Below are 16,265 nucleotides of genomic sequence, written 5' to 3' on the forward strand. Positions count from 1 at the left end.
TCAAAACCTCAATTTCCGGGCTGTGTTGCATGCTGTTGGCCCGACTTTTTGCCTTCACATATCGCACGCTCTTCCGCGCGCCTCTTCACCAGGCCCGGTAATACCTTTCTGCCCGGTCCGTATTTGAACGCTTCTATGCGCGCGCATGCTTCCGCATATCTTTCAGCATTGATCAGGTCGATCAGATTGGGCGATTTTCCCGGCCGGGCCTTTCGGCAGAATGTCGGGACGCCAACGCTGTAAGCCAGCCTGACAAAAGCTTCATACTCATGCTGATACAGCGGTACGGTGACGCAGCGCTTAACTCCCGCTGCATAAACGCCCTCAACCTCGTCAAGCAGGCGCACCAGTGAACGTACCGGAGTGGTCCGATCGCCCATCCTGACACCGCCGGTCGCACCGAATCCAATGGTCGGCACATCGCCGGGCACAGGGATATAAGCCTCATCCCTGTAGCCTTCGTGCACCGCGAGCCCGACGAGGGTGGAAGCCGCCAGCACCAGTACCGCGACCGCAGACCGTACTTGCGTAGTGGATGGTTTGATCATATTTCGATTCCTTCAGTTTTGCCGCCGCACTCCCGCCCGTTGTGAATGAACGTCATTTGGCATTTTCCGTAATGCAATCAAGCTTCGCCTTTATCGTCTCTTTCAGATCTCCTGCATCAAGAGCGGCGCAGGAGGAGATTTCGGATACCGTCCCGGGCGCTGGCTTGGGTTTCGGCTTGCGCACCTCCGCTTCGCTTTCCTGGGGCAGGGAATGGATGACGAGGGGTGGTTGCCCGACCGACTGATCTTGCGTCGGGGAGGGTGCAAGCATGGTGCAAGACGCCAGAAACAGGGCTCCGAAAAGGTATCTCATCGCTTCCTCCCGTGAGCCCATTGGTCGATGATCCGGTCGAGCTTTTCGTTGAACTCTCTCATCGTTTCCCGCTGCTCGACTCTTACCGATTTAAGTTCCTCGCTCAGGCGCTCATTGGTTCTTTCCTGATACAGCTCGCCTCGTTTCAGGCTTGCAATATCGTTTTGCACGGCGTTGTACGTGGCAACGCCGGATGCGAGGAGGCCGGCTACCGCGATAATGCCGCCAAAGGATAATGTGTAGGTGGACGGTCCCCGGCGCCTCTCGACCCTTTGATTGCTATCATCATCGGTCATGATCAGGCAACGACCCACAAAAACACGACGGCCAATGCGACCGCGCCTGACAAAATCGCCGCAGTCCATTTCGATGCTTTCAGCTTGTCGACTAATCCGTCGGCACCTGCCTCGGCTAATTCATGTCGTCTTTCGATCTCTTCCTTGATGCGTTTGCGCTGGAACATGGTCATGGTCAATCCTCCAAAAAAGTTTGTACGGTTTAGTAGTACGTTGGGTAGTACGTTTAGCAGGAGCTGATGTGCTGTGCTGAAGTACGGCCGTGCTAATTCCCGGGCCAATTTAATACCTGGCCAGGCAGCTGTCGGACGGATACGGAGCAAAAAAAAGCGGCAAAAGCCGCGTCCTGACTGAAGCTTGACAAATTCTGTTTCATACTCTTATGCGTTCACCATTGAATCGCATCCAGTTGCTGTTGAGTGGGCTGATCACCAAGTGCGGCAATCTGGTCGCACAGCTTTTGACGCTTGCCGGTAAGCTGGCCATGCACAGGTGCGAACTGGGCTGCATTGGCGATAATCCTGTCAATCAGTTCAACCTTGCTGATGCCTCGCCCGGCTGCCGCCCCGTCGATCCAGGGAGTAGGCGTAATCGAATCCTGTAACCAGGCCCGCGCTTCCGCTTCCTGTTTCGGCCAACTCCTCACTTCGTCCTCCGGGTAACCTCCCGTCCGTGCCTCGACAGCTGCCTTGTAAGCGGCATTAATGCGCGCCAATGCGGCTGCTTTCCTCTGGCCGGCTGTGGGTTGAATGGCTGGGGTGGACGGGGCTGGTGATTGCCATGCAGCGGCAATCCACAGATCGATGAATGGCTGAAAGGCTGTTACGTTATCCAACGCCGTGTTTGGGGCTTCGTCATACTCGATATGGCCGTTAGACCCGTTCCATTGTATTGCCCGTATGCCCCCGGGCAGCGCTGTCAGGTCGACGCGCCTGAATATTCCGTCAATCCCGACAACGCCATCGTCTCTGATAACCGTCACTTCCATACCTTGCCTCCACCTTGCAATAGGGCCCGCTCCGCCGTTACAAGCAGTGCTTGCTGCGTCTCCGCCCCCTGCTTCACCATTTCATTACGGAACGACTCGGTAGCTGCCGCACCTTTGCGCGATTCGTTGGCCGTGTTGATCATCAGGGTGGGCATCCAGGCAATGGCGCAGCCCCAGGTGCGGTTTTCCTGGCCGGTATTTGGGTCAATGCCGTGAACTTGTATATACCACGGGCAGCGGTAGAGAGCAGGTTTCCCTTCTACAACCTTAAGCTCTTCGCATTTTGCTCCAAGCGGACAGTCTGCAATGTGTACTTTCATCAGTCTTTGCTCGCTATGATCATGTCTATGTACTGCACCGTCAGGTTAATAGCCGTGCCGGTGAAGATGTGGTTATGCGAACCGCCACCGCCTTGGTATTCTGTATATGCCAACGCTACCGGATTATTACCGTCCAAATTAGTGTAGTCTGGTCGTGCGGGCGTACCAGGTGTCCCATTCCCAATATAGATTTGATGGTTATGCGACGGTATCTGGGCTATCGTTAACGTGGTTGCACTGTTCCACCCAGTAACGGCTTGCGGCCCGAAGGCGGTCGTGAACTCGACCGATCCCCCGGAACCTCCACCCGCGCCGTTGACAATCCGCACTGCCTTGTTGTTGTGCGCGGTTACCTGGGTCCAGCCTGTTGGCGCCGCTGCCTGAAAAAATGACATGACGGTACCCTGTGGAATTAGAGCGGCGATCGCAGCGGGAATACCCAGTGTTGTTCTCGCCGCCGCCGCGTCGCTATCGTCCAGCAGTGTGCGGGCAAAAGAACTCAACCCAGACAATGATGCAGTCCCCGTCCCCGTAAAATACGGCACCTTGTCAGCGGATGTGGCTAATGCACCGAGTGTGATGAGATTTACGTTTGAAAGCGATTCCTGCAAGGCAGCGTTGGTCACCCCGGCCACAAAATAATCCCCGGCGGCCCAGGTGCGCGGAGCAGTTCCGTCCAGTCCGCGTCCGCCTGCCGCGATGGTGAGGCTATCCACGCTGCGCGCCTCGACCTTCACGATTTCCCTGTTACCCGAAACATCCTTGAAGATGCCGTAAAAATAATCGCCAGCGCCGAGCACCGGGAAGAGAATCCCTTTCCCTGCTTCAACCGTGAAGCTTAACCCGGTGGTTCCGCCCGGCGCGGAACTGACTATGGCTTTGCCGAAATTAGAGAACTTGAGTCCCATGCTTTACCTCTTGTTTATCTTCGGGCCATGATGGATGTTCTTAGTGGAGTCCTGGTATGGTTTTTCGCTACACGGATACCTGCCGCCGCTGTCTTGATTGCGAATTGCTGCTGGTGATATGCAGCAAGCTGGGCATTGGTGTAGGGCTTCTTCGGTGACAGCATTAGCCGCAGCAGTGCGCCGTGAACAACGGCCTCGCGATACTCATTGAACTGCACATCGTCTATTCCCACGCTCGCGGGCGACGGCTTTAGTGCCACGATCATGGTTAGCGCTGCCGAAGCGCCGGGCTTTGGCGCCAATATGACCGAACCTGCCCCACTCGGAATATATTGCGGGGCACCAGTCCGGTTGCGCCAGTTTCTGGCGCTGATGGGCGTTTTACCCTTATAAGCTTCGATTTCTTCTCCATTCAGTGCCGCAAAGGTTATGGCATGCACCACTGCGTCCTCCGGGGGCGTTAAGGCATATTCCGAGGTGCCTGCCACTACTGAGATAGGGGGATGCTCGATCAGCCACGCTAGCGACTGTTCACAAAATACAACGGCGGATTGGCGCAGCGCGCTATCGATCGCCGCAAAAGTGCAGCCGGGAACGTCTGGTATTACGAAATCATAGAAATCTTTCCACAGCTTCATAAGGGGGCCTCTGCAGCGAACAACTGAGCGAACAACGAGGCGCGTCCGGAGTTGACATGCTCATCGTCGGTCATTTCCGCCCTGGCCGTGACATAATCCGCAACGGTCTGTACGTACTCGGCGGGGAGTGGAAAAGTATCGGCATGTCCCTTTTCGCCATCCGGCAAATTGTCGAACTGTCCGGTGAATAGATCCGGCCGCCGCTTGAGCACCTGCAACATTCCCTGGTTGGCGAATGACAGCAATGTGGCGTCTGAATACCTTGCTTTTTCCGAATCGTTCAGCGGGACACGCGCCAGGTCGACTACCGATTGATAACTGAAAGCCATCGATTGCCCCCCTACTCGGCCATCTCGCGTTTGGAAAACAGGGCGATCACTTTATGCCGGAGCGCTTCTTTGTTCTGGCGCTTGTCAAGCCGTTCGTTATAGTGACGCTCGGCGTACTCAACCAATGTTTTTTTATCCATGGCGTGAAAATCGACTACCGGAAGGGGTTCCTCCACTGCTTCAGCTTGCTCGGCGAGGCCGACAGCCTCATCGCTTCCGTCAGATTCACCTGCGGCTTGCCAGGTATCCGTAAAGACAAGCAGGCGTTCGGCGACCTCAACGGTCACATTCCTGACATCGCCCGGCTCCCATCGAAGTCCCACACCGCTGATGCTGTCAGTCTTGATACAACCGCCTATGTATTTAACTTGGGGCATTACTAAAGCTCCATAAAAAAAGCGGCCAGCTTTTCAACTGGCCGCTTCCATTCACCACGGTTTTTACCTGATCCCTACCCCATCGCCCTTCACTATTGCCGTCACCTTGCCCGAGGCAAATGTTGCCGACGACGCGGTAAGCGTAATGATCAGGTACACCGGTTTTTCGAACCGGACAGGTTGAAACACCAGCGAAGTGCGCCCGGCATTCCTGAGTAATGTTGTGCCTGCAGGGGCAAAATAATCATCATCCGCCATAGGCCCATCTTCCGGGTTCAAGGGCGAATAACCCACTTTGCATGCGATGGCCGGCGTGCCGCTCGAATCCAGGTCATCACTCACGATGTCGACGTCAGTCACATCTACACCCGCCGGAATGATGACGGGCCGGTAAACATCGCCCGAGGTGCCCGCTGCCGGCGTCACCGAACCGTAAACCACTACGGCATTGCCATGACCACCCATGTGGCGGGGCTTGCTGCTTAAATCTGCTGCGCTAAAAGTAGCCATTCATAGCTCCTGAAAAATAACATCCAGCTACCGATACTGTTGAAACGGGGCTTATCATCAAGCGCCCCGTTTCACAGCTATTCCTGCCTGAATCAGAGCGGTACCGCGGAATCTACCGCGATAACGCCGAAGTCTGTGGGCACCTTGGTACCTGTGCCATCATCGACCGAGAAGCGCACCTTGCTCTTTCCGCATACCTTCTCGCCCATGACTTCGAGGTTGCTCTCGAAGTTGTACCAGTGCTCTTTCCAGCCGAATTGCAAGCCGCTGACTCTGGTCTTGCCATAAGCGACGCCAAGTGCCTGAGCGCCCAGCAACAAGCCGCGTTCCACGGCGTAGCCTGCGGTTAACGCAGCGTTCACCGCCTGGTCGGTTTCAGTGGCGGTGGCAGCGTTGCCCGCCGTGACGATCCTGGTGCTTTCACCGGGCGTGAAACGAATAGCCCGCTCGTTCTTGATCACCAGAATGCCGTTCCACATGCCGACTTCACCGGCAAAAAGCGGGTGGCGGGTATCAAGATAGGCTGAGCGGTTTATTGCGTTCTGCTGGAAGGCGCGCAACGAACCTTCGGTCAACAGCACGGAATACTGGTTTGGCGTGGCGAGGAAAATCCACATTTTGGAGGTCTGCGCTGCGCGGTCGCCCGGCAGCTTTACCGATTGCAGAGGCTGATCCATATCGTCCAGGCGCTTGCGCAAAATATCCAGGTGCGAGAGTTTCAGCGCGTCAGTGGATACGATCGAACCCAGTTGTTGACCTCCGGCAGCCAGGTTCGCACCGTTAACAACAAAATGCCGGTTGAAGGTAGGCGCCTTCACCGGGTTGACCATGATCTCGGCGAATTTGCTGCTGGATTGCACCGGTATCGTCCAGTCCGTTCCGGTTTGAGATCCACGTGCACCGGCCAGGTGAACCAGCGATTCCTGCGTGTCGAGCCGAGGGAAGTAGCCGGATAGTTGCGCCAGCGCGATTTCGCGCAACTGATGCTTGGTGCGTTGCTGCGACATGCTGCCGCCGGCGTCGATCACCTTGCTCGACAGATTGATCTTGATCTCCATTGAAGAGAACGAGAGCGCATCGCCCTTGCCTTCGCGGTTGACATCTCCCATCAGCGGTTCGCCGCTTACGGTGTCGACCAGGTCCAGGGAAACGATGTCACCCGCGGACTTCATCAGGTTGTCGATACGAACAATCGGCATTCCCGCCGTTGTCTGGCCGGCGATCTTTTCCATCGCTGCAGAAGGTTCCACCGATCCGGACAGGTTTTCGATTGCGGACGCGCCCTTCAGCGTGTTGGCCAGGAGCGCCGCGCTATAGTGTTTAACGGCGATCGAGCTACCGCTTGCTACGTTTGTTTCAGCCATTTCGTAAATCCTTAGTCAAGTTCGGCTCTCAGGGCGGCGGCTTTGTGCGACGGCATTTGCATCAACTTGCGAGCCAGTTCATGAGGACTCAGATTGTCGATCTGCTCTAGCTCGGAGGCTGGATTTGCGCCACCTTGAATATCCGATAGGGTTATGGGTTTCCTTACCGGAGCGCTCGACAGCTTTGCTTTCGCATCGGCTTTCGTTTGCTCTGGGTCGGCATTTATTTTTGGCAAGGAAGCGTCCGGCATAATCGCCCTGACACGGCGGACAACTTCATCAAACCGCTCCGAATATGGCTTTCCAGCCCATCTGGCACTGGTTCTCAGAATTTCATCCTGCTTCAGGGCTTCATCCCATGCTTGCGGATCGCTGCTTTCCCAATGGACCAGGTCGGGGTTATTTTCCTTGGCTTCGGCGACCTGCTCCTGGACGTTCAACTGATTTGCGTGCTCGGATTCTTCCTTTTCGCGTTTCAGTTCTTCAAGCGTCTTTTCAAGCTTTTCGCCTTGCTTCCGGCTTCCTTCAAGAACCGCACTGATCGCCTGATGCAGCTCGGGCATATTCTCCCGGATAAGCTCCAGGTGCTTTGCGATCGCATCATCGGCCACGGCAATGTCTGCGCCTGTCGCGCTATCCTTCTTCAGAAGCGCGTCCAGCTTTCCGGCGGCCTTGCTGTTTTCAAGTTGTGCGGCTTTTAATTGCTCGCGCAACGCCGAGTTTTCCACACGAAGTTCCTTGTGTTTCTCGTAAGGAATAATCCCCTTGCCGCTCTTGTTCAGAACGACCGGCTCATCTTCACCCGTGCTGCTGGTATCACTGCTTTCAGCTGCCTCCTCTTGCTCGGGTTCATCTGCTACCGCTTGCTTGCCGAGAACTTCATCGAGACGATCCGGGTCGTTTTCCAGCAACTCGATTTGTTCCGGCGTAAGGTTTGCAATTTGTTCATCCGTCAGCTGATCTACTTCCATTACCGTTTCCTCCAGACTGCTTAACCCAGTGAGCGGGCCTGCCGGAGCAGGGGTTGATAAAAAACTGCGGTATCGCCGTTAGCGCGTGGCATGAGCGAAAGCCAATGAAAAAAACCGATTTAAAGCGGCTTTACCAACAAAAAACGCTCCGTAGAGCGCTTTTCCTTGTTCTCCATAATGAATTACGGCTTCATCAATAAATATCGTGGCGTTGCCGACACGTCATCCACACCTCCTATATTTGGCGGATCATAAAAATGCTTCCCATAATGATCCTTGCCGCCCAGGTACGTGCCGGTTCGCTTATGAACCGCCGAATGGGGCCGGTAGTCCGAATCCAGTTCTGGATCGACACCCAGGTGAGGCGCCTGGACGGTATGTCCTACCCCACTGCCAAAGCGGTGAAAGGCATTGTTCGATTCACCTGTCCAACCCCCTCCAGCGACCTGCGCAGAAGGTACGGGGCGTGCCGCAGTGAATATGTTGTTACGGACCAGGTGGCCGAGCTTGTTTGCCGTTGACAGCGCATAGACCCCGGCAAATGAGCAATTCAGGAACGTGTTGTTATAAAGGTTCGAGGACTGGGGAGTATCCTTCTTGTTGCCAATGAACACGCCTACCTTGCAACCATCAAAGATATTGCCGTACGCAGTGATATTGGCGGCATCCAGTATCATGATTCCGCAACCGCTGTTTTCCGTCGCCTCGTTACCGATAACCCTTCGGAAGTAATTCCCGTACGCAACAGTGTTATCGCAACCATGGTCGAACAGGAGGCCGTTCCCATCGGCTTGCGAAGCGACTATATCCTCGGCATAGTTATCGAATATCCGGTAGGTACCGTAGAACAGGTTAAGAAATCCGGACGGACCGATCAGCCGGTAGGCTTCGTTCCTCGCAATCACATTGCTGCCGAAATCTTCCGAGAGGGAAGGCCCGAACCCGCCAATCCCCATGGCGCCGCCAAGATTGAAGGCGGCGTTGGTGTTGGTCATATCGTAAAACTTGTTGCCCGTAATCCGAATTCCAGTGTTTATTCCGTAATAAGACGGATTGCCTGTCAGCGACGGTCCTACTATTTCCATCCCCAGCGTTGCACAATTCCTGAAGATATTATCTGTAATAACAATATCGGCCATTTTCGATGACAGGTTTGCCCCATCCTCAAGCCGCAACTGAACCACCGCCCTCCCGGCCGCACACCCGGTGAAACTATTGCCGTGGATTGTTACGCGGCTCAAAGTGCTTACCGGTGAACCTGATGCCGCCACGGTCCAACTTATTGCCCCGCCCAATGGTCCTCCTGATCCGCCGATGAAGTCGTTATTGGTTATTGACAGGTCGGCATAATTCTGTCCGTTCACAGCGCTGAGGCCAACGATTGCTCCGCCAATCCCGCCGTGGAACTTGCACCGCCGGATAGTTATCCCAACCAGTGATGTCGTTGGGTACAGATACAAGCCGTTGCTTGTGTTTGCGGTGATCGTCAAGCCGTCCAGAGTCGTATGGCTGCGGGTAACCAGCAAAAACACCGCCCCTGCAGCCGATACTTTCATCGACCCCGGGTCAGGTGCATAGTCACCGCTGATCGTTACCCTGCTGGACGCGCTTGCGCCATGATTGCCGATCGATATGGTGGACGCAATGTTGTGCGCACCGCATACATATAAGGTATCTCCAGCGGCTACGCCAGCGCCTCCCCAAACGATGGACGGCCACCCGCCCCAGGCGGTGGCGTGAGAAGTTCCATCGCGTATTTCACTGTGGCTCGTATCGGGCCTTACATACCAGGTAGTCATCTGCGTTAATCTCCAACGAAGTGCACCACCCGATAATACTCGAGTGTCAGGCTATCCCCGCTGTTCGCGCGCTGTCCGGTAATTTCTACAGTGACTGGAACCGAGAAGTTAATCGCGTATGTTTCCGGTGCAACAGATCCCGCAGTGACATATACGCCATCGTACGGCTTGATCTGCCTTGCCAGCGAGTTGCGGTTAGCCAGTACAAACAACGGAGCTTCCTTGACTGAGGTGGTGCGCACAGCGCTATAAACCGTTGTGGTACCAATCTTGATCCTGAGGGTCTTGTTGTTCGCGCTACTGGTAAATGTCCATACCGGCTCGATTTGCAAAACACTGTTGACTCCGAGTAGTCCGGCGGGAATATTGAATGACGCCAGCACTTCATCAACCCCGGTTAATGCGCATGAGGTGGCGACAGCCGTACCGGTCAGTGTTTCGACTGGCCTGGACACCAGGGGATATACTTCGGCATCTCCCGTGCTTATTAATTCCGATTCAATCGGGGGAGTGAAATCTATCATTGTGCCCTTTCCGTACCGCATCCCACCTACCGTTTTATCGTTTTTTAGTCGAATCATATCAATGTCCTTTAAATGTCCCTTTAAATGCCCTTCAAGTCTTCCGAGTATTTCGCCCTATCGATTTGCCGCAAAATCAGTTATCAGCTTTGATGCCTGCATCGGTCCGGTTTTTGTCTTGCCCGATATCCAGCCCGCGTTCTTTCGAATCCAGTTCGCGGGACTTGTCCACTAATGCCTGTTGCGTTTCAATCAACTGCGCCTGCAACCCGGAGACAATCTGCGCTTGTTGCTGCATCGCGGCGTCAAATCGCTGTTGCAACGCTTGGGCTTGCTGACCACTGCCAGGATTCACATTTCCCACGTTACGCAGCTGATCTGCCAGCGCATGCCGGTTCGGCACGTCGGAGAGCTCCAGCATGGCTGGATACAAAACCGCCTGGTAAGCGGGTGGAGCGGCTTGCACGATCTGGGTGAATGCGTGCAACTGCTGGGCGCGGAAGCTCGCCGTGGCAGGGATATCTTCCAGCACGACCTTGACCTGCGCCGTCGCTATGTCGTTCTCTATCGCCGGCCCGGAATCAGTCATAACCTGACGGTTGAAGTAAACGATCTTTTGCCCGGCGCCGTGTTTGACGGCCACGGATGCCGCATTGCCCAGCATGTCCTGCCTGATCAATGATAGAAGCTGTTGTCCCACCATGCGGCGGGCGTAGCGGAAATTATCGTTGGGCTCTGCCAGGACTGTCGAGCCCTGCTCTACCAGGCTATTGATGGCAACGCCGCTGCTTGCCGTCGTATCGGCCCCAAGCATCGCACGATATATTCCACCCACTTCCTCGATTCTTTTCTTTCGCTCCTGCACGAGTTGGAATACTTGCGCGGCAAGCTGGTACTCGCGCGTTATCTTGAACCCGCCCGCATTCCTGCGCTGTGCGTTCAGAACCGTCATGGATCGCAAGCTGCTGATATTTTGCGCGACTTCCTGGTACGAGTTCTGGCTGAGGTCGAGCGCATCATTATCCACCTCGACTTTTACCGAGTTTAGAACCTCATACAGCAGGATATCCAGATCGATGATCTGATCCTGGGGTCCGCGCATATCCCGAATCAGTCCATAAGGCGCCCTGCTCCGGTCTTTGCGGAAGCACCAGAAAGGAATATATGGAAAATCCGTATGTGGCAGCGGGCTTGGCACATCCATCAGTTTATGGGGTCCCAGCCAGATTGAAACGCGCATGCGCGTGAGCAGCGATTTTTGCACCTCCACCAATCCTTGCGCTACCGCTGCCTGGTGATAAAAATTATCTTCGCGGTATTCGATCGCTTTGCCATCCGGCAGTACCAGCACATGCCCCTCCTCGAAATGCCGGTACCATAACTCCGAAAGCCGAACCATTCCCGAATTGCGGTTCAGATAATCCTCGTGACTACGGCCCCACGTTTGCTCGGTTTCGAACGCTCTGGCCATGCCGGTGTCGGCTCCATCGTACACGTCCAGGTTGTTCCAGCCGCTCCAGCTGTTCTGGATGAGCTCGGCCTGATCGGGCAGCATGAGTGATGCCTGTACACGATCAACCCATTTGTCGCGCCTTAAATAGCGCGCATCGGATAAATCCGGTTCCCTGGCTGTCCAGTCCCAGTAAATCTCGTTACGGTGTACTTCCCGCACACGGTAAGGATATTTCAGCGGATCGAATTCGCGCGAGACTTCAACCCATCCGATTCCTCCTCGAATCATGCTGGAGTACGCGTCAGACATGGCCCGATCCGCCCTGGATTCGGTTTCCGCCTCTTTAATACGTGCCGAAAGGCCTTCCGCTATCTCGGCCTGGCTCTCATCGTCCGAGGTAACCCTGTAATCCGTGCGGGTGCGCGCTTCAAGCCCCAGCACAGCATTGATCGTAGGCTTGATCAGATTCGATTCCTGAGGGGGAATGCCCGCGTCCTTCAGCCGCTGAACCACCTCTGCGCTTGTCTGCGCACCGTCGTAGTAATCGCAATCGGTATCCGAGTCAAGACGCCACTTCGGTTGCTCCCGGATATCCCGGCAAATTCTGTCGTAAGCCTCAACCGATATATCCATCGTGATAGCCGTCCCAATCATCCCCGCCACCCCTTCATGCTTACGCCGCGAGCACTGACAGCCGGCTTGTCATCCTCCACCGACACGGCAAAATACCTGAACGCATCCGCGGCGTGACTATGGTAATCGTGTAGTGGCCGGCCGCTGAACTGCCTCGATTCGGGATCAACATCAAATCGATAATGCCTCAAGCTCTGCAAGCCCTCTGCGCACTTCTGTTCATCGAAATAGCAACGATTGAATATCGTTCTCGCGGCATTGATTCCGTCAGCAATGGAAAGATTTGGCACGACCCTCACCTTGCGTCCGGCTGCGAGCATGATTTCCTCGACGCTCCGTCCTGTCGCCAGCGTTTTGGCTTTCGCGTCGTGTGGCAACCAGTCTGTACCATATATATACCCCTTGTTTTGCAGCATGCTGATATAGTGCTGTATCGGCATTTGGTTATTGCTGTAATAATCGATCAATCTGAGTTCGTTTCCCACGGTCTGGGCAAACCATATACTGGTGTTATCGGCCCATCCCAGATCAAAAAAGGTATGCACCTGCTTTGTTCCATCGTAAGGCACGCTGCCGATCCGTCCTTCTTCCTGGGCGAGCCTGAGTTCCTTGGCGTAGATGGCGCCGTCGAGCGTTATTCTGCAATTTCCTTCCCAGACGTTCTGGTAAGCATCCGGATCACGCGCTTTCAGCCCATCCTTTTCCCGCAGCAAGGTATCGGGAAACCACGGGTTGTCGTTCCAGTTGATCTTTACCACTACGGCGCCAGCGGGAGGATTGATAACGAATCGCTGATGCGTCTCATCGGTTTCCAGCTCCGGATTGTAGGTAACCCATATTTCCGATCCATCTTTACGGATAGTCGGAATAAGCGTATCCCAGCTGGATTTGCTGACTGTCTGGGCTTCTTCCACCCAGACCCGGTCCACTCCCTCGAAGGACTTGATCTTTGTGACGTTATTGCGCAGGCCTGCGAATATGAATTCCGAGCCGTTGGCTCCGCGGACCATGCTGTTCTGTATTTCGTAAAAGGAACTCAGGCCGATGGAATCAATCTGCGCCTGCAGCAGGTGATGTACGGATTCAACGATAGAATTCTGAAACTCTCTCGCACACAGGATGCGTAGCGGCCTACCGGCCGCCTGTATCAGTAATGCCCTGGCGACGCCCCAGGATTTTGCCCCTCCCCGGCCGCCATATAACACTTTGTAGCGCGCCGGTTCGAACAGGAATCGGAGTTTTGCAGGAAATTCGGCTCTATGTGCCGTCATGAAGCGCCACCGGGTATCGGAGATTCATGATGTGCTTCCGGTTGAGTCGGTCGCCTCCGGTGTGGAGACGAAGGCCACCTCGACACTGTAAACCGATGGCTTCCTGGCCTCGGCGCCCTCATGCGTGACCGGTGGTTTGTCGCCATATTTTCTAGGCGCCAGCCTTGCGGCGTACCATTTGCGCGCATCGATCCGCAATTGCGCCCGTGCGATAACCTCTCGATCCACTACCTGCCGTCCCTTTTCATCGATATAGGTATCTTTCGAGCCATCATCGGAAATTTCGATAATTTCCTCGGCATAGGCATCCACGCAAAGCTCTTTGGCGCGCAGATATTGCCGCATGAGTTCCTCGTCCCTCGCCAGCCAGTTCCATAACACCCTCTGGCTGATGCCAACTTCGACACACATTGCCCGAGCGGATTTGCCCAACGATATGCCCGCAAAGATCGCGTCCAGCAACTCGGGCGTTCTTATTGTCGGAGCCCCCTTTTTCCTGCCTGGTTTATTGCCCGATGCCGCTGAACTGCCTTGATTCTCAGTCATGCATGGGAGTACTTCATGCTCATTTCCGCTCATGATCCAGCTGTTTCAGTATCTGTTGCATCTTCCATTGTCTTGTTACATCCTTTCAATGCCGCACGTAATTTGATTTCACACGCCCATCGCTCCTCTATCTCGGCGCGTAGCGCCCTGTTGATGGTCACGGCGTCGTCCTTAGTCGATACGCGATCGACCGCGTAGGCTGACTTGCACTCGGGCGGTGTTTTCACCACACAGGGAACAGCTATTGCTTTTTCGATTACCTGCGTCTGGATAACCGGCTTCCCGGCGCAACCAGGCAGAAAAATTGCCAACACCACGGCTGATGCCGGATTGATAAAGCGCGTCATGGATTTGATGAATAAAAATTTGATAAAAGTGGTTTTCATGGCAACCATAAGTAACGCCACATACACAATTTCCATGGAGATCAGGCAAGGCGCGGGGGCATTCATAGTCCAGTTCCATGCAACGACGCGCCGCATAACGACAATCCTGATTGGCGTCAGGCAAGACGCATAGAAGTACTATGGCAACGACGAGCAACGCCGCCTGACGTCAATCTAGTCATTTTGATGGCGCGTTTTTACGTACTCTATCTGCTCCTGGGCCACCACCTCACATTGATATTGAGGCGCTACCGGCGGAAGAACACTCGTTTTCCTTGCCCGGCGTGTATGCTTCGCTGCAACCTTCGCAGCGCTCCGCATTGCTGTTGCCGCATCTTTTTCTCTCTGGATCGACGTTTCTCTCACTGCATTCACGGCATCGCGTACGGATCGAATATCCACAGCGCATTTGTCGTTCGCTGCAGACAGCACTGCATTACTGGAGCTCAAGCGTTGTATTTCCGATGCGGCACGCCAGTTGCTAACCACGAATCCCCCACTAAAGCCAAGGGCCGCAAAAATGACAATGACTATTGCTGTGATTGCTGGACTGCTGATCATGTATGTTTGCCTGTTGAAAATCGCTGGACGCGGGCGAAAAAAAACCCGCACAGGGCGGGCAGAAACAAAAAAACCCTCCGAACGGGTTTTAGGAAGAAAAATACGTGTACAAGTGCGCTCGTTTAATCATACGATAACTAATGCAGGCAATAAAAAACCCGCTGAAAGCGGGTAAGAAAAAACCCGCTCAGGTCGGGTGGATGTAACCCGCTACAGCGGGGTTTTAGTTTTTGTGATCGAGCACGAAAATCCACAATATGGAAACGAATTATACCGCGTTACTGGCCATTGTCAAGTTCTTTGTTGCTATCTTTTGGGATAAATTAGGGCCGCTGGCAGGAACTGCTTATCCGGCTTCTGTCAGGCCTTGGGCTGACCTTCCGTCCTTATCCATGAAAGCAAGTGCGGTCAAGACTTTCAGCTACAACAAATTGATTTTTGGCCCCTTGATACTATAAATAAGAGAAAAGAGGGTTCGGTTATAATCTTCCTTTCAACCGACAGTTTTGGAAATATGCCTACCTTCCTCGAAAGATATGTTGTATTCAAACGCTCGTCAATGCTCTTTATATTTAGTCTCGCATATTCAGCCTGCGCGGCAGCGCAGGAATTTGATGGCGCGAACATGGGCGCCTTATCCGGGGGTGCAGTAGAGATGGCGCAGGACAGTCCATTCGTTTATCCCCGGGCAATGCATGATCAGTTTATGCCTCCCGCCAGAGGCCGCGACCACGGCAATCGCTCGCACTACCGGCCTGCCGTTGTGCTGCCCATACCGCTACCGATGGATGGCATCTCGGGGTTTAACAGCATGTACGGATTCCAATATCCCGGGAGCTATATGCCGCGGGACACGCCTCTCCACAGATTCAACGGCTACGTAAGGTGCGATCCCCCAGATTTGTACAAGGAGGCTGCCGCAGGAACAACTGCTGGAGTTGCGGCGCAACGCCTGGTAAAGATTACATCAACACGATCCCTTGCCGCGCCAGTCCAATCGCAACCATGCCCTGTATACACGATAAACGGCGAGATCCCGAAACAGAAAAGTTACAACACTACGGCGACCATGCCTTCGCGAAAGCCCCCGCCCCTCAAATAACACCGTAAGGAGAGCAGCATGATAACCGCAGGTATGATTGGTGATGGTATAACGAAAAACTTCCGCTCCCGGTATGTTGCTGCTTGTATGGCTGGTCTTCTTGTTCTGTCAGGCTGTGCCAGTCTTCAGGTAAGCGTGCCGGATTCGGATCCTATCCAGCCCGAGGGGCAGGCGGAGAAATATGAAAAGAGGACCATGCACGCATTCTTTTGGGGATTAGTGCTGGATCCCCAGGTGTTTGCCGCTGAATGCCACGGCCAGGGGATCAACGATGTGGTCATCTACCGGACTCTGGCGCATGATCTTGCAGGTGTCTTTACCCTGGGTCTGTGGATGCCCACCGACGTGCGCTTCCGCTGCAAGGCGCCTCCGACGAGGCCGGGCGTGCTTCCCGTGCCGCGCAAACGCTCGCGTCGCAGCGTTTCCTGAAA

General features: G+C 54.6%; 23 protein-coding genes. 3 read left to right on the top strand and 20 right to left on the bottom strand.

Going from position 1 to position 16,265, the window contains the following annotated elements; translation table 11 throughout:
• Positions 1-8: 8 nt before the first annotated feature.
• The 20 genes from BMZ14_RS03335 to BMZ14_RS03425 form a co-directional block, all read right to left on the bottom strand.
• Complete coding sequence (locus BMZ14_RS03335) at positions 9-548, bottom strand: glycoside hydrolase family protein (RefSeq protein ID WP_074794626.1); 540 nt, start codon at positions 546-548, stop codon at positions 9-11.
• A gap of 52 nt (positions 549-600) precedes the next feature.
• Positions 601-861, bottom strand: a complete 261-nt coding sequence (locus BMZ14_RS03340) for a hypothetical protein (RefSeq protein ID WP_074794629.1) — start codon at positions 859-861, stop codon at positions 601-603.
• Positions 858-1,157 carry a hypothetical protein gene (locus tag BMZ14_RS03345; RefSeq protein ID WP_083396600.1) on the bottom strand — a complete coding sequence of 100 codons (300 nt, stop codon included), beginning with the start codon at positions 1,155-1,157 and terminating at the stop codon, positions 858-860. Before BMZ14_RS03345 ends, BMZ14_RS03340 begins: the two co-directional genes overlap by 4 nt.
• Before the next feature lie 2 nt (positions 1,158-1,159).
• On the bottom strand, positions 1,160-1,330 hold the full coding sequence (locus tag BMZ14_RS15000) for a hypothetical protein (RefSeq protein ID WP_177186896.1): 171 nt from the start codon (positions 1,328-1,330) through the stop codon (positions 1,160-1,162).
• 215 nt (positions 1,331-1,545) lie between these two features.
• Complete coding sequence (locus BMZ14_RS14725; RefSeq protein WP_143071870.1) at positions 1,546-2,145, bottom strand: hypothetical protein; 600 nt, start codon at positions 2,143-2,145, stop codon at positions 1,546-1,548.
• A complete protein-coding gene (locus tag BMZ14_RS03355) occupies positions 2,136-2,465 on the bottom strand; it encodes a hypothetical protein (protein WP_074794644.1) in 330 nt (109 codons plus the stop codon). Before BMZ14_RS03355 ends, BMZ14_RS14725 begins: the two co-directional genes overlap by 10 nt.
• Positions 2,465-3,373: a hypothetical protein gene (locus BMZ14_RS03360; protein WP_074794647.1), complete on the bottom strand. Its 909-nt coding sequence runs from the start codon at positions 3,371-3,373 to the stop codon at positions 2,465-2,467. The genes BMZ14_RS03355 and BMZ14_RS03360 overlap by 1 nt, the downstream gene beginning before the upstream one ends.
• Positions 3,374-3,387: 14 nt before the next feature.
• Positions 3,388-4,011, bottom strand: a complete 624-nt coding sequence (locus tag BMZ14_RS03365) for a phage adaptor protein (protein WP_074794649.1) — start codon at positions 4,009-4,011, stop codon at positions 3,388-3,390.
• The gene (locus BMZ14_RS03370) at positions 4,008-4,340 is read right to left on the bottom strand and encodes a DUF6682 family protein (protein WP_074794652.1); all 333 of its coding nucleotides are present in this window, start codon (positions 4,338-4,340) and stop codon (positions 4,008-4,010) included. Before BMZ14_RS03370 ends, BMZ14_RS03365 begins: the two co-directional genes overlap by 4 nt.
• A gap of 11 nt (positions 4,341-4,351) precedes the next feature.
• On the bottom strand, positions 4,352-4,717 hold the full coding sequence (locus BMZ14_RS03375) for a hypothetical protein (RefSeq protein WP_074794655.1): 366 nt from the start codon (positions 4,715-4,717) through the stop codon (positions 4,352-4,354).
• Between the two features lie 63 nt (positions 4,718-4,780).
• Positions 4,781-5,227, bottom strand: coding sequence for a hypothetical protein (locus tag BMZ14_RS03380; protein ID WP_074794658.1), 447 nt, complete (start codon positions 5,225-5,227; stop codon positions 4,781-4,783).
• 92 nt (positions 5,228-5,319) lie between these two features.
• Complete coding sequence (locus tag BMZ14_RS03385) at positions 5,320-6,591, bottom strand: phage capsid family protein (protein ID WP_074794661.1); 1,272 nt, start codon at positions 6,589-6,591, stop codon at positions 5,320-5,322.
• An 11-nt stretch (positions 6,592-6,602) separates the two neighbouring features.
• A complete protein-coding gene (locus BMZ14_RS03390) occupies positions 6,603-7,562 on the bottom strand; it encodes a hypothetical protein (RefSeq protein WP_074794664.1) in 960 nt (319 codons plus the stop codon).
• Positions 7,563-7,744: 182 nt separating this feature from the next.
• Positions 7,745-9,361 carry a right-handed parallel beta-helix repeat-containing protein gene (locus BMZ14_RS03395; protein ID WP_074794667.1) on the bottom strand — a complete coding sequence of 539 codons (1,617 nt, stop codon included), beginning with the start codon at positions 9,359-9,361 and terminating at the stop codon, positions 7,745-7,747.
• Positions 9,362-9,366: 5 nt separating this feature from the next.
• On the bottom strand, positions 9,367-9,942 hold the full coding sequence (locus tag BMZ14_RS03400; protein ID WP_074794670.1) for a hypothetical protein: 576 nt from the start codon (positions 9,940-9,942) through the stop codon (positions 9,367-9,369).
• A gap of 76 nt (positions 9,943-10,018) precedes the next feature.
• The gene (locus tag BMZ14_RS03405; protein WP_074794672.1) at positions 10,019-11,989 is read right to left on the bottom strand and encodes a portal protein; all 1,971 of its coding nucleotides are present in this window, start codon (positions 11,987-11,989) and stop codon (positions 10,019-10,021) included.
• Positions 11,986-13,239: a PBSX family phage terminase large subunit gene (locus BMZ14_RS03410; protein ID WP_074794675.1), complete on the bottom strand. Its 1,254-nt coding sequence runs from the start codon at positions 13,237-13,239 to the stop codon at positions 11,986-11,988. The genes BMZ14_RS03405 and BMZ14_RS03410 overlap by 4 nt, the downstream gene beginning before the upstream one ends.
• 24 nt (positions 13,240-13,263) lie before the next feature.
• Positions 13,264-13,785: a terminase small subunit-like protein gene (locus BMZ14_RS03415; RefSeq protein ID WP_074795531.1), complete on the bottom strand. Its 522-nt coding sequence runs from the start codon at positions 13,783-13,785 to the stop codon at positions 13,264-13,266.
• A gap of 29 nt (positions 13,786-13,814) precedes the next feature.
• A complete protein-coding gene (locus BMZ14_RS03420) occupies positions 13,815-14,267 on the bottom strand; it encodes a hypothetical protein (RefSeq protein WP_218144964.1) in 453 nt (150 codons plus the stop codon).
• A 78-nt stretch (positions 14,268-14,345) separates the two neighbouring features.
• Positions 14,346-14,732, bottom strand: coding sequence for a hypothetical protein (locus BMZ14_RS03425; RefSeq protein ID WP_074794678.1), 387 nt, complete (start codon positions 14,730-14,732; stop codon positions 14,346-14,348).
• A 257-nt stretch (positions 14,733-14,989) separates the two neighbouring features.
• Between BMZ14_RS03425 and BMZ14_RS03430 the strand changes: the two genes are divergently transcribed.
• From BMZ14_RS03430 to BMZ14_RS15005, 3 genes are all read left to right on the top strand, one after another.
• Positions 14,990-15,190, top strand: a complete 201-nt coding sequence (locus tag BMZ14_RS03430) for a hypothetical protein (protein ID WP_074794679.1) — start codon at positions 14,990-14,992, stop codon at positions 15,188-15,190.
• 101 nt (positions 15,191-15,291) lie between these two features.
• Positions 15,292-15,834: a hypothetical protein gene (locus tag BMZ14_RS03435; RefSeq protein WP_143071871.1), complete on the top strand. Its 543-nt coding sequence runs from the start codon at positions 15,292-15,294 to the stop codon at positions 15,832-15,834.
• An 18-nt stretch (positions 15,835-15,852) separates the two neighbouring features.
• On the top strand, positions 15,853-16,263 hold the full coding sequence (locus BMZ14_RS15005) for a Bor/Iss family lipoprotein (RefSeq protein WP_074794685.1): 411 nt from the start codon (positions 15,853-15,855) through the stop codon (positions 16,261-16,263).
• Positions 16,264-16,265: the final 2 nt, after the last annotated feature.

Source organism: Nitrosospira briensis, from assembly GCF_900115125.1.
Taxonomy (GTDB): domain Bacteria; phylum Pseudomonadota; class Gammaproteobacteria; order Burkholderiales; family Nitrosomonadaceae; genus Nitrosospira; species Nitrosospira briensis_A.

Coding starts and splice junctions, on each gene's coding strand:
- BMZ14_RS03335 (WP_074794626.1), bottom strand. CDS start 548: ATGATCAAACCATCCACTACGCAAGTACGGTCTGCGGTCGCGGTACTG.
- BMZ14_RS03340 (WP_074794629.1), bottom strand. CDS start 861: ATGAGATACCTTTTCGGAGCCCTGTTTCTGGCGTCTTGCACCATGCTT.
- BMZ14_RS03345 (WP_083396600.1), bottom strand. CDS start 1,157: ATGACCGATGATGATAGCAATCAAAGGGTCGAGAGGCGCCGGGGACCG.
- BMZ14_RS15000 (WP_177186896.1), bottom strand. CDS start 1,330: ATGACCATGTTCCAGCGCAAACGCATCAAGGAAGAGATCGAAAGACGA.
- BMZ14_RS14725 (WP_143071870.1), bottom strand. CDS start 2,145: ATGGAAGTGACGGTTATCAGAGACGATGGCGTTGTCGGGATTGACGGA.
- BMZ14_RS03355 (WP_074794644.1), bottom strand. CDS start 2,465: ATGAAAGTACACATTGCAGACTGTCCGCTTGGAGCAAAATGCGAAGAG.
- BMZ14_RS03360 (WP_074794647.1), bottom strand. CDS start 3,373: ATGGGACTCAAGTTCTCTAATTTCGGCAAAGCCATAGTCAGTTCCGCG.
- BMZ14_RS03365 (WP_074794649.1), bottom strand. CDS start 4,011: ATGAAGCTGTGGAAAGATTTCTATGATTTCGTAATACCAGACGTTCCC.
- BMZ14_RS03370 (WP_074794652.1), bottom strand. CDS start 4,340: ATGGCTTTCAGTTATCAATCGGTAGTCGACCTGGCGCGTGTCCCGCTG.
- BMZ14_RS03375 (WP_074794655.1), bottom strand. CDS start 4,717: ATGCCCCAAGTTAAATACATAGGCGGTTGTATCAAGACTGACAGCATC.
- BMZ14_RS03380 (WP_074794658.1), bottom strand. CDS start 5,227: ATGGCTACTTTTAGCGCAGCAGATTTAAGCAGCAAGCCCCGCCACATG.
- BMZ14_RS03385 (WP_074794661.1), bottom strand. CDS start 6,591: ATGGCTGAAACAAACGTAGCAAGCGGTAGCTCGATCGCCGTTAAACAC.
- BMZ14_RS03390 (WP_074794664.1), bottom strand. CDS start 7,562: ATGGAAGTAGATCAGCTGACGGATGAACAAATTGCAAACCTTACGCCG.
- BMZ14_RS03395 (WP_074794667.1), bottom strand. CDS start 9,361: ATGACTACCTGGTATGTAAGGCCCGATACGAGCCACAGTGAAATACGC.
- BMZ14_RS03400 (WP_074794670.1), bottom strand. CDS start 9,942: ATGATTCGACTAAAAAACGATAAAACGGTAGGTGGGATGCGGTACGGA.
- BMZ14_RS03405 (WP_074794672.1), bottom strand. CDS start 11,989: ATGATTGGGACGGCTATCACGATGGATATATCGGTTGAGGCTTACGAC.
- BMZ14_RS03410 (WP_074794675.1), bottom strand. CDS start 13,239: ATGACGGCACATAGAGCCGAATTTCCTGCAAAACTCCGATTCCTGTTC.
- BMZ14_RS03415 (WP_074795531.1), bottom strand. CDS start 13,785: ATGACTGAGAATCAAGGCAGTTCAGCGGCATCGGGCAATAAACCAGGC.
- BMZ14_RS03420 (WP_218144964.1), bottom strand. CDS start 14,267: ATGCGGCGCGTCGTTGCATGGAACTGGACTATGAATGCCCCCGCGCCT.
- BMZ14_RS03425 (WP_074794678.1), bottom strand. CDS start 14,732: ATGATCAGCAGTCCAGCAATCACAGCAATAGTCATTGTCATTTTTGCG.
- BMZ14_RS03430 (WP_074794679.1), top strand. CDS start 14,990: ATGGAAACGAATTATACCGCGTTACTGGCCATTGTCAAGTTCTTTGTT.
- BMZ14_RS03435 (WP_143071871.1), top strand. CDS start 15,292: ATGCTCTTTATATTTAGTCTCGCATATTCAGCCTGCGCGGCAGCGCAG.
- BMZ14_RS15005 (WP_074794685.1), top strand. CDS start 15,853: ATGATAACCGCAGGTATGATTGGTGATGGTATAACGAAAAACTTCCGC.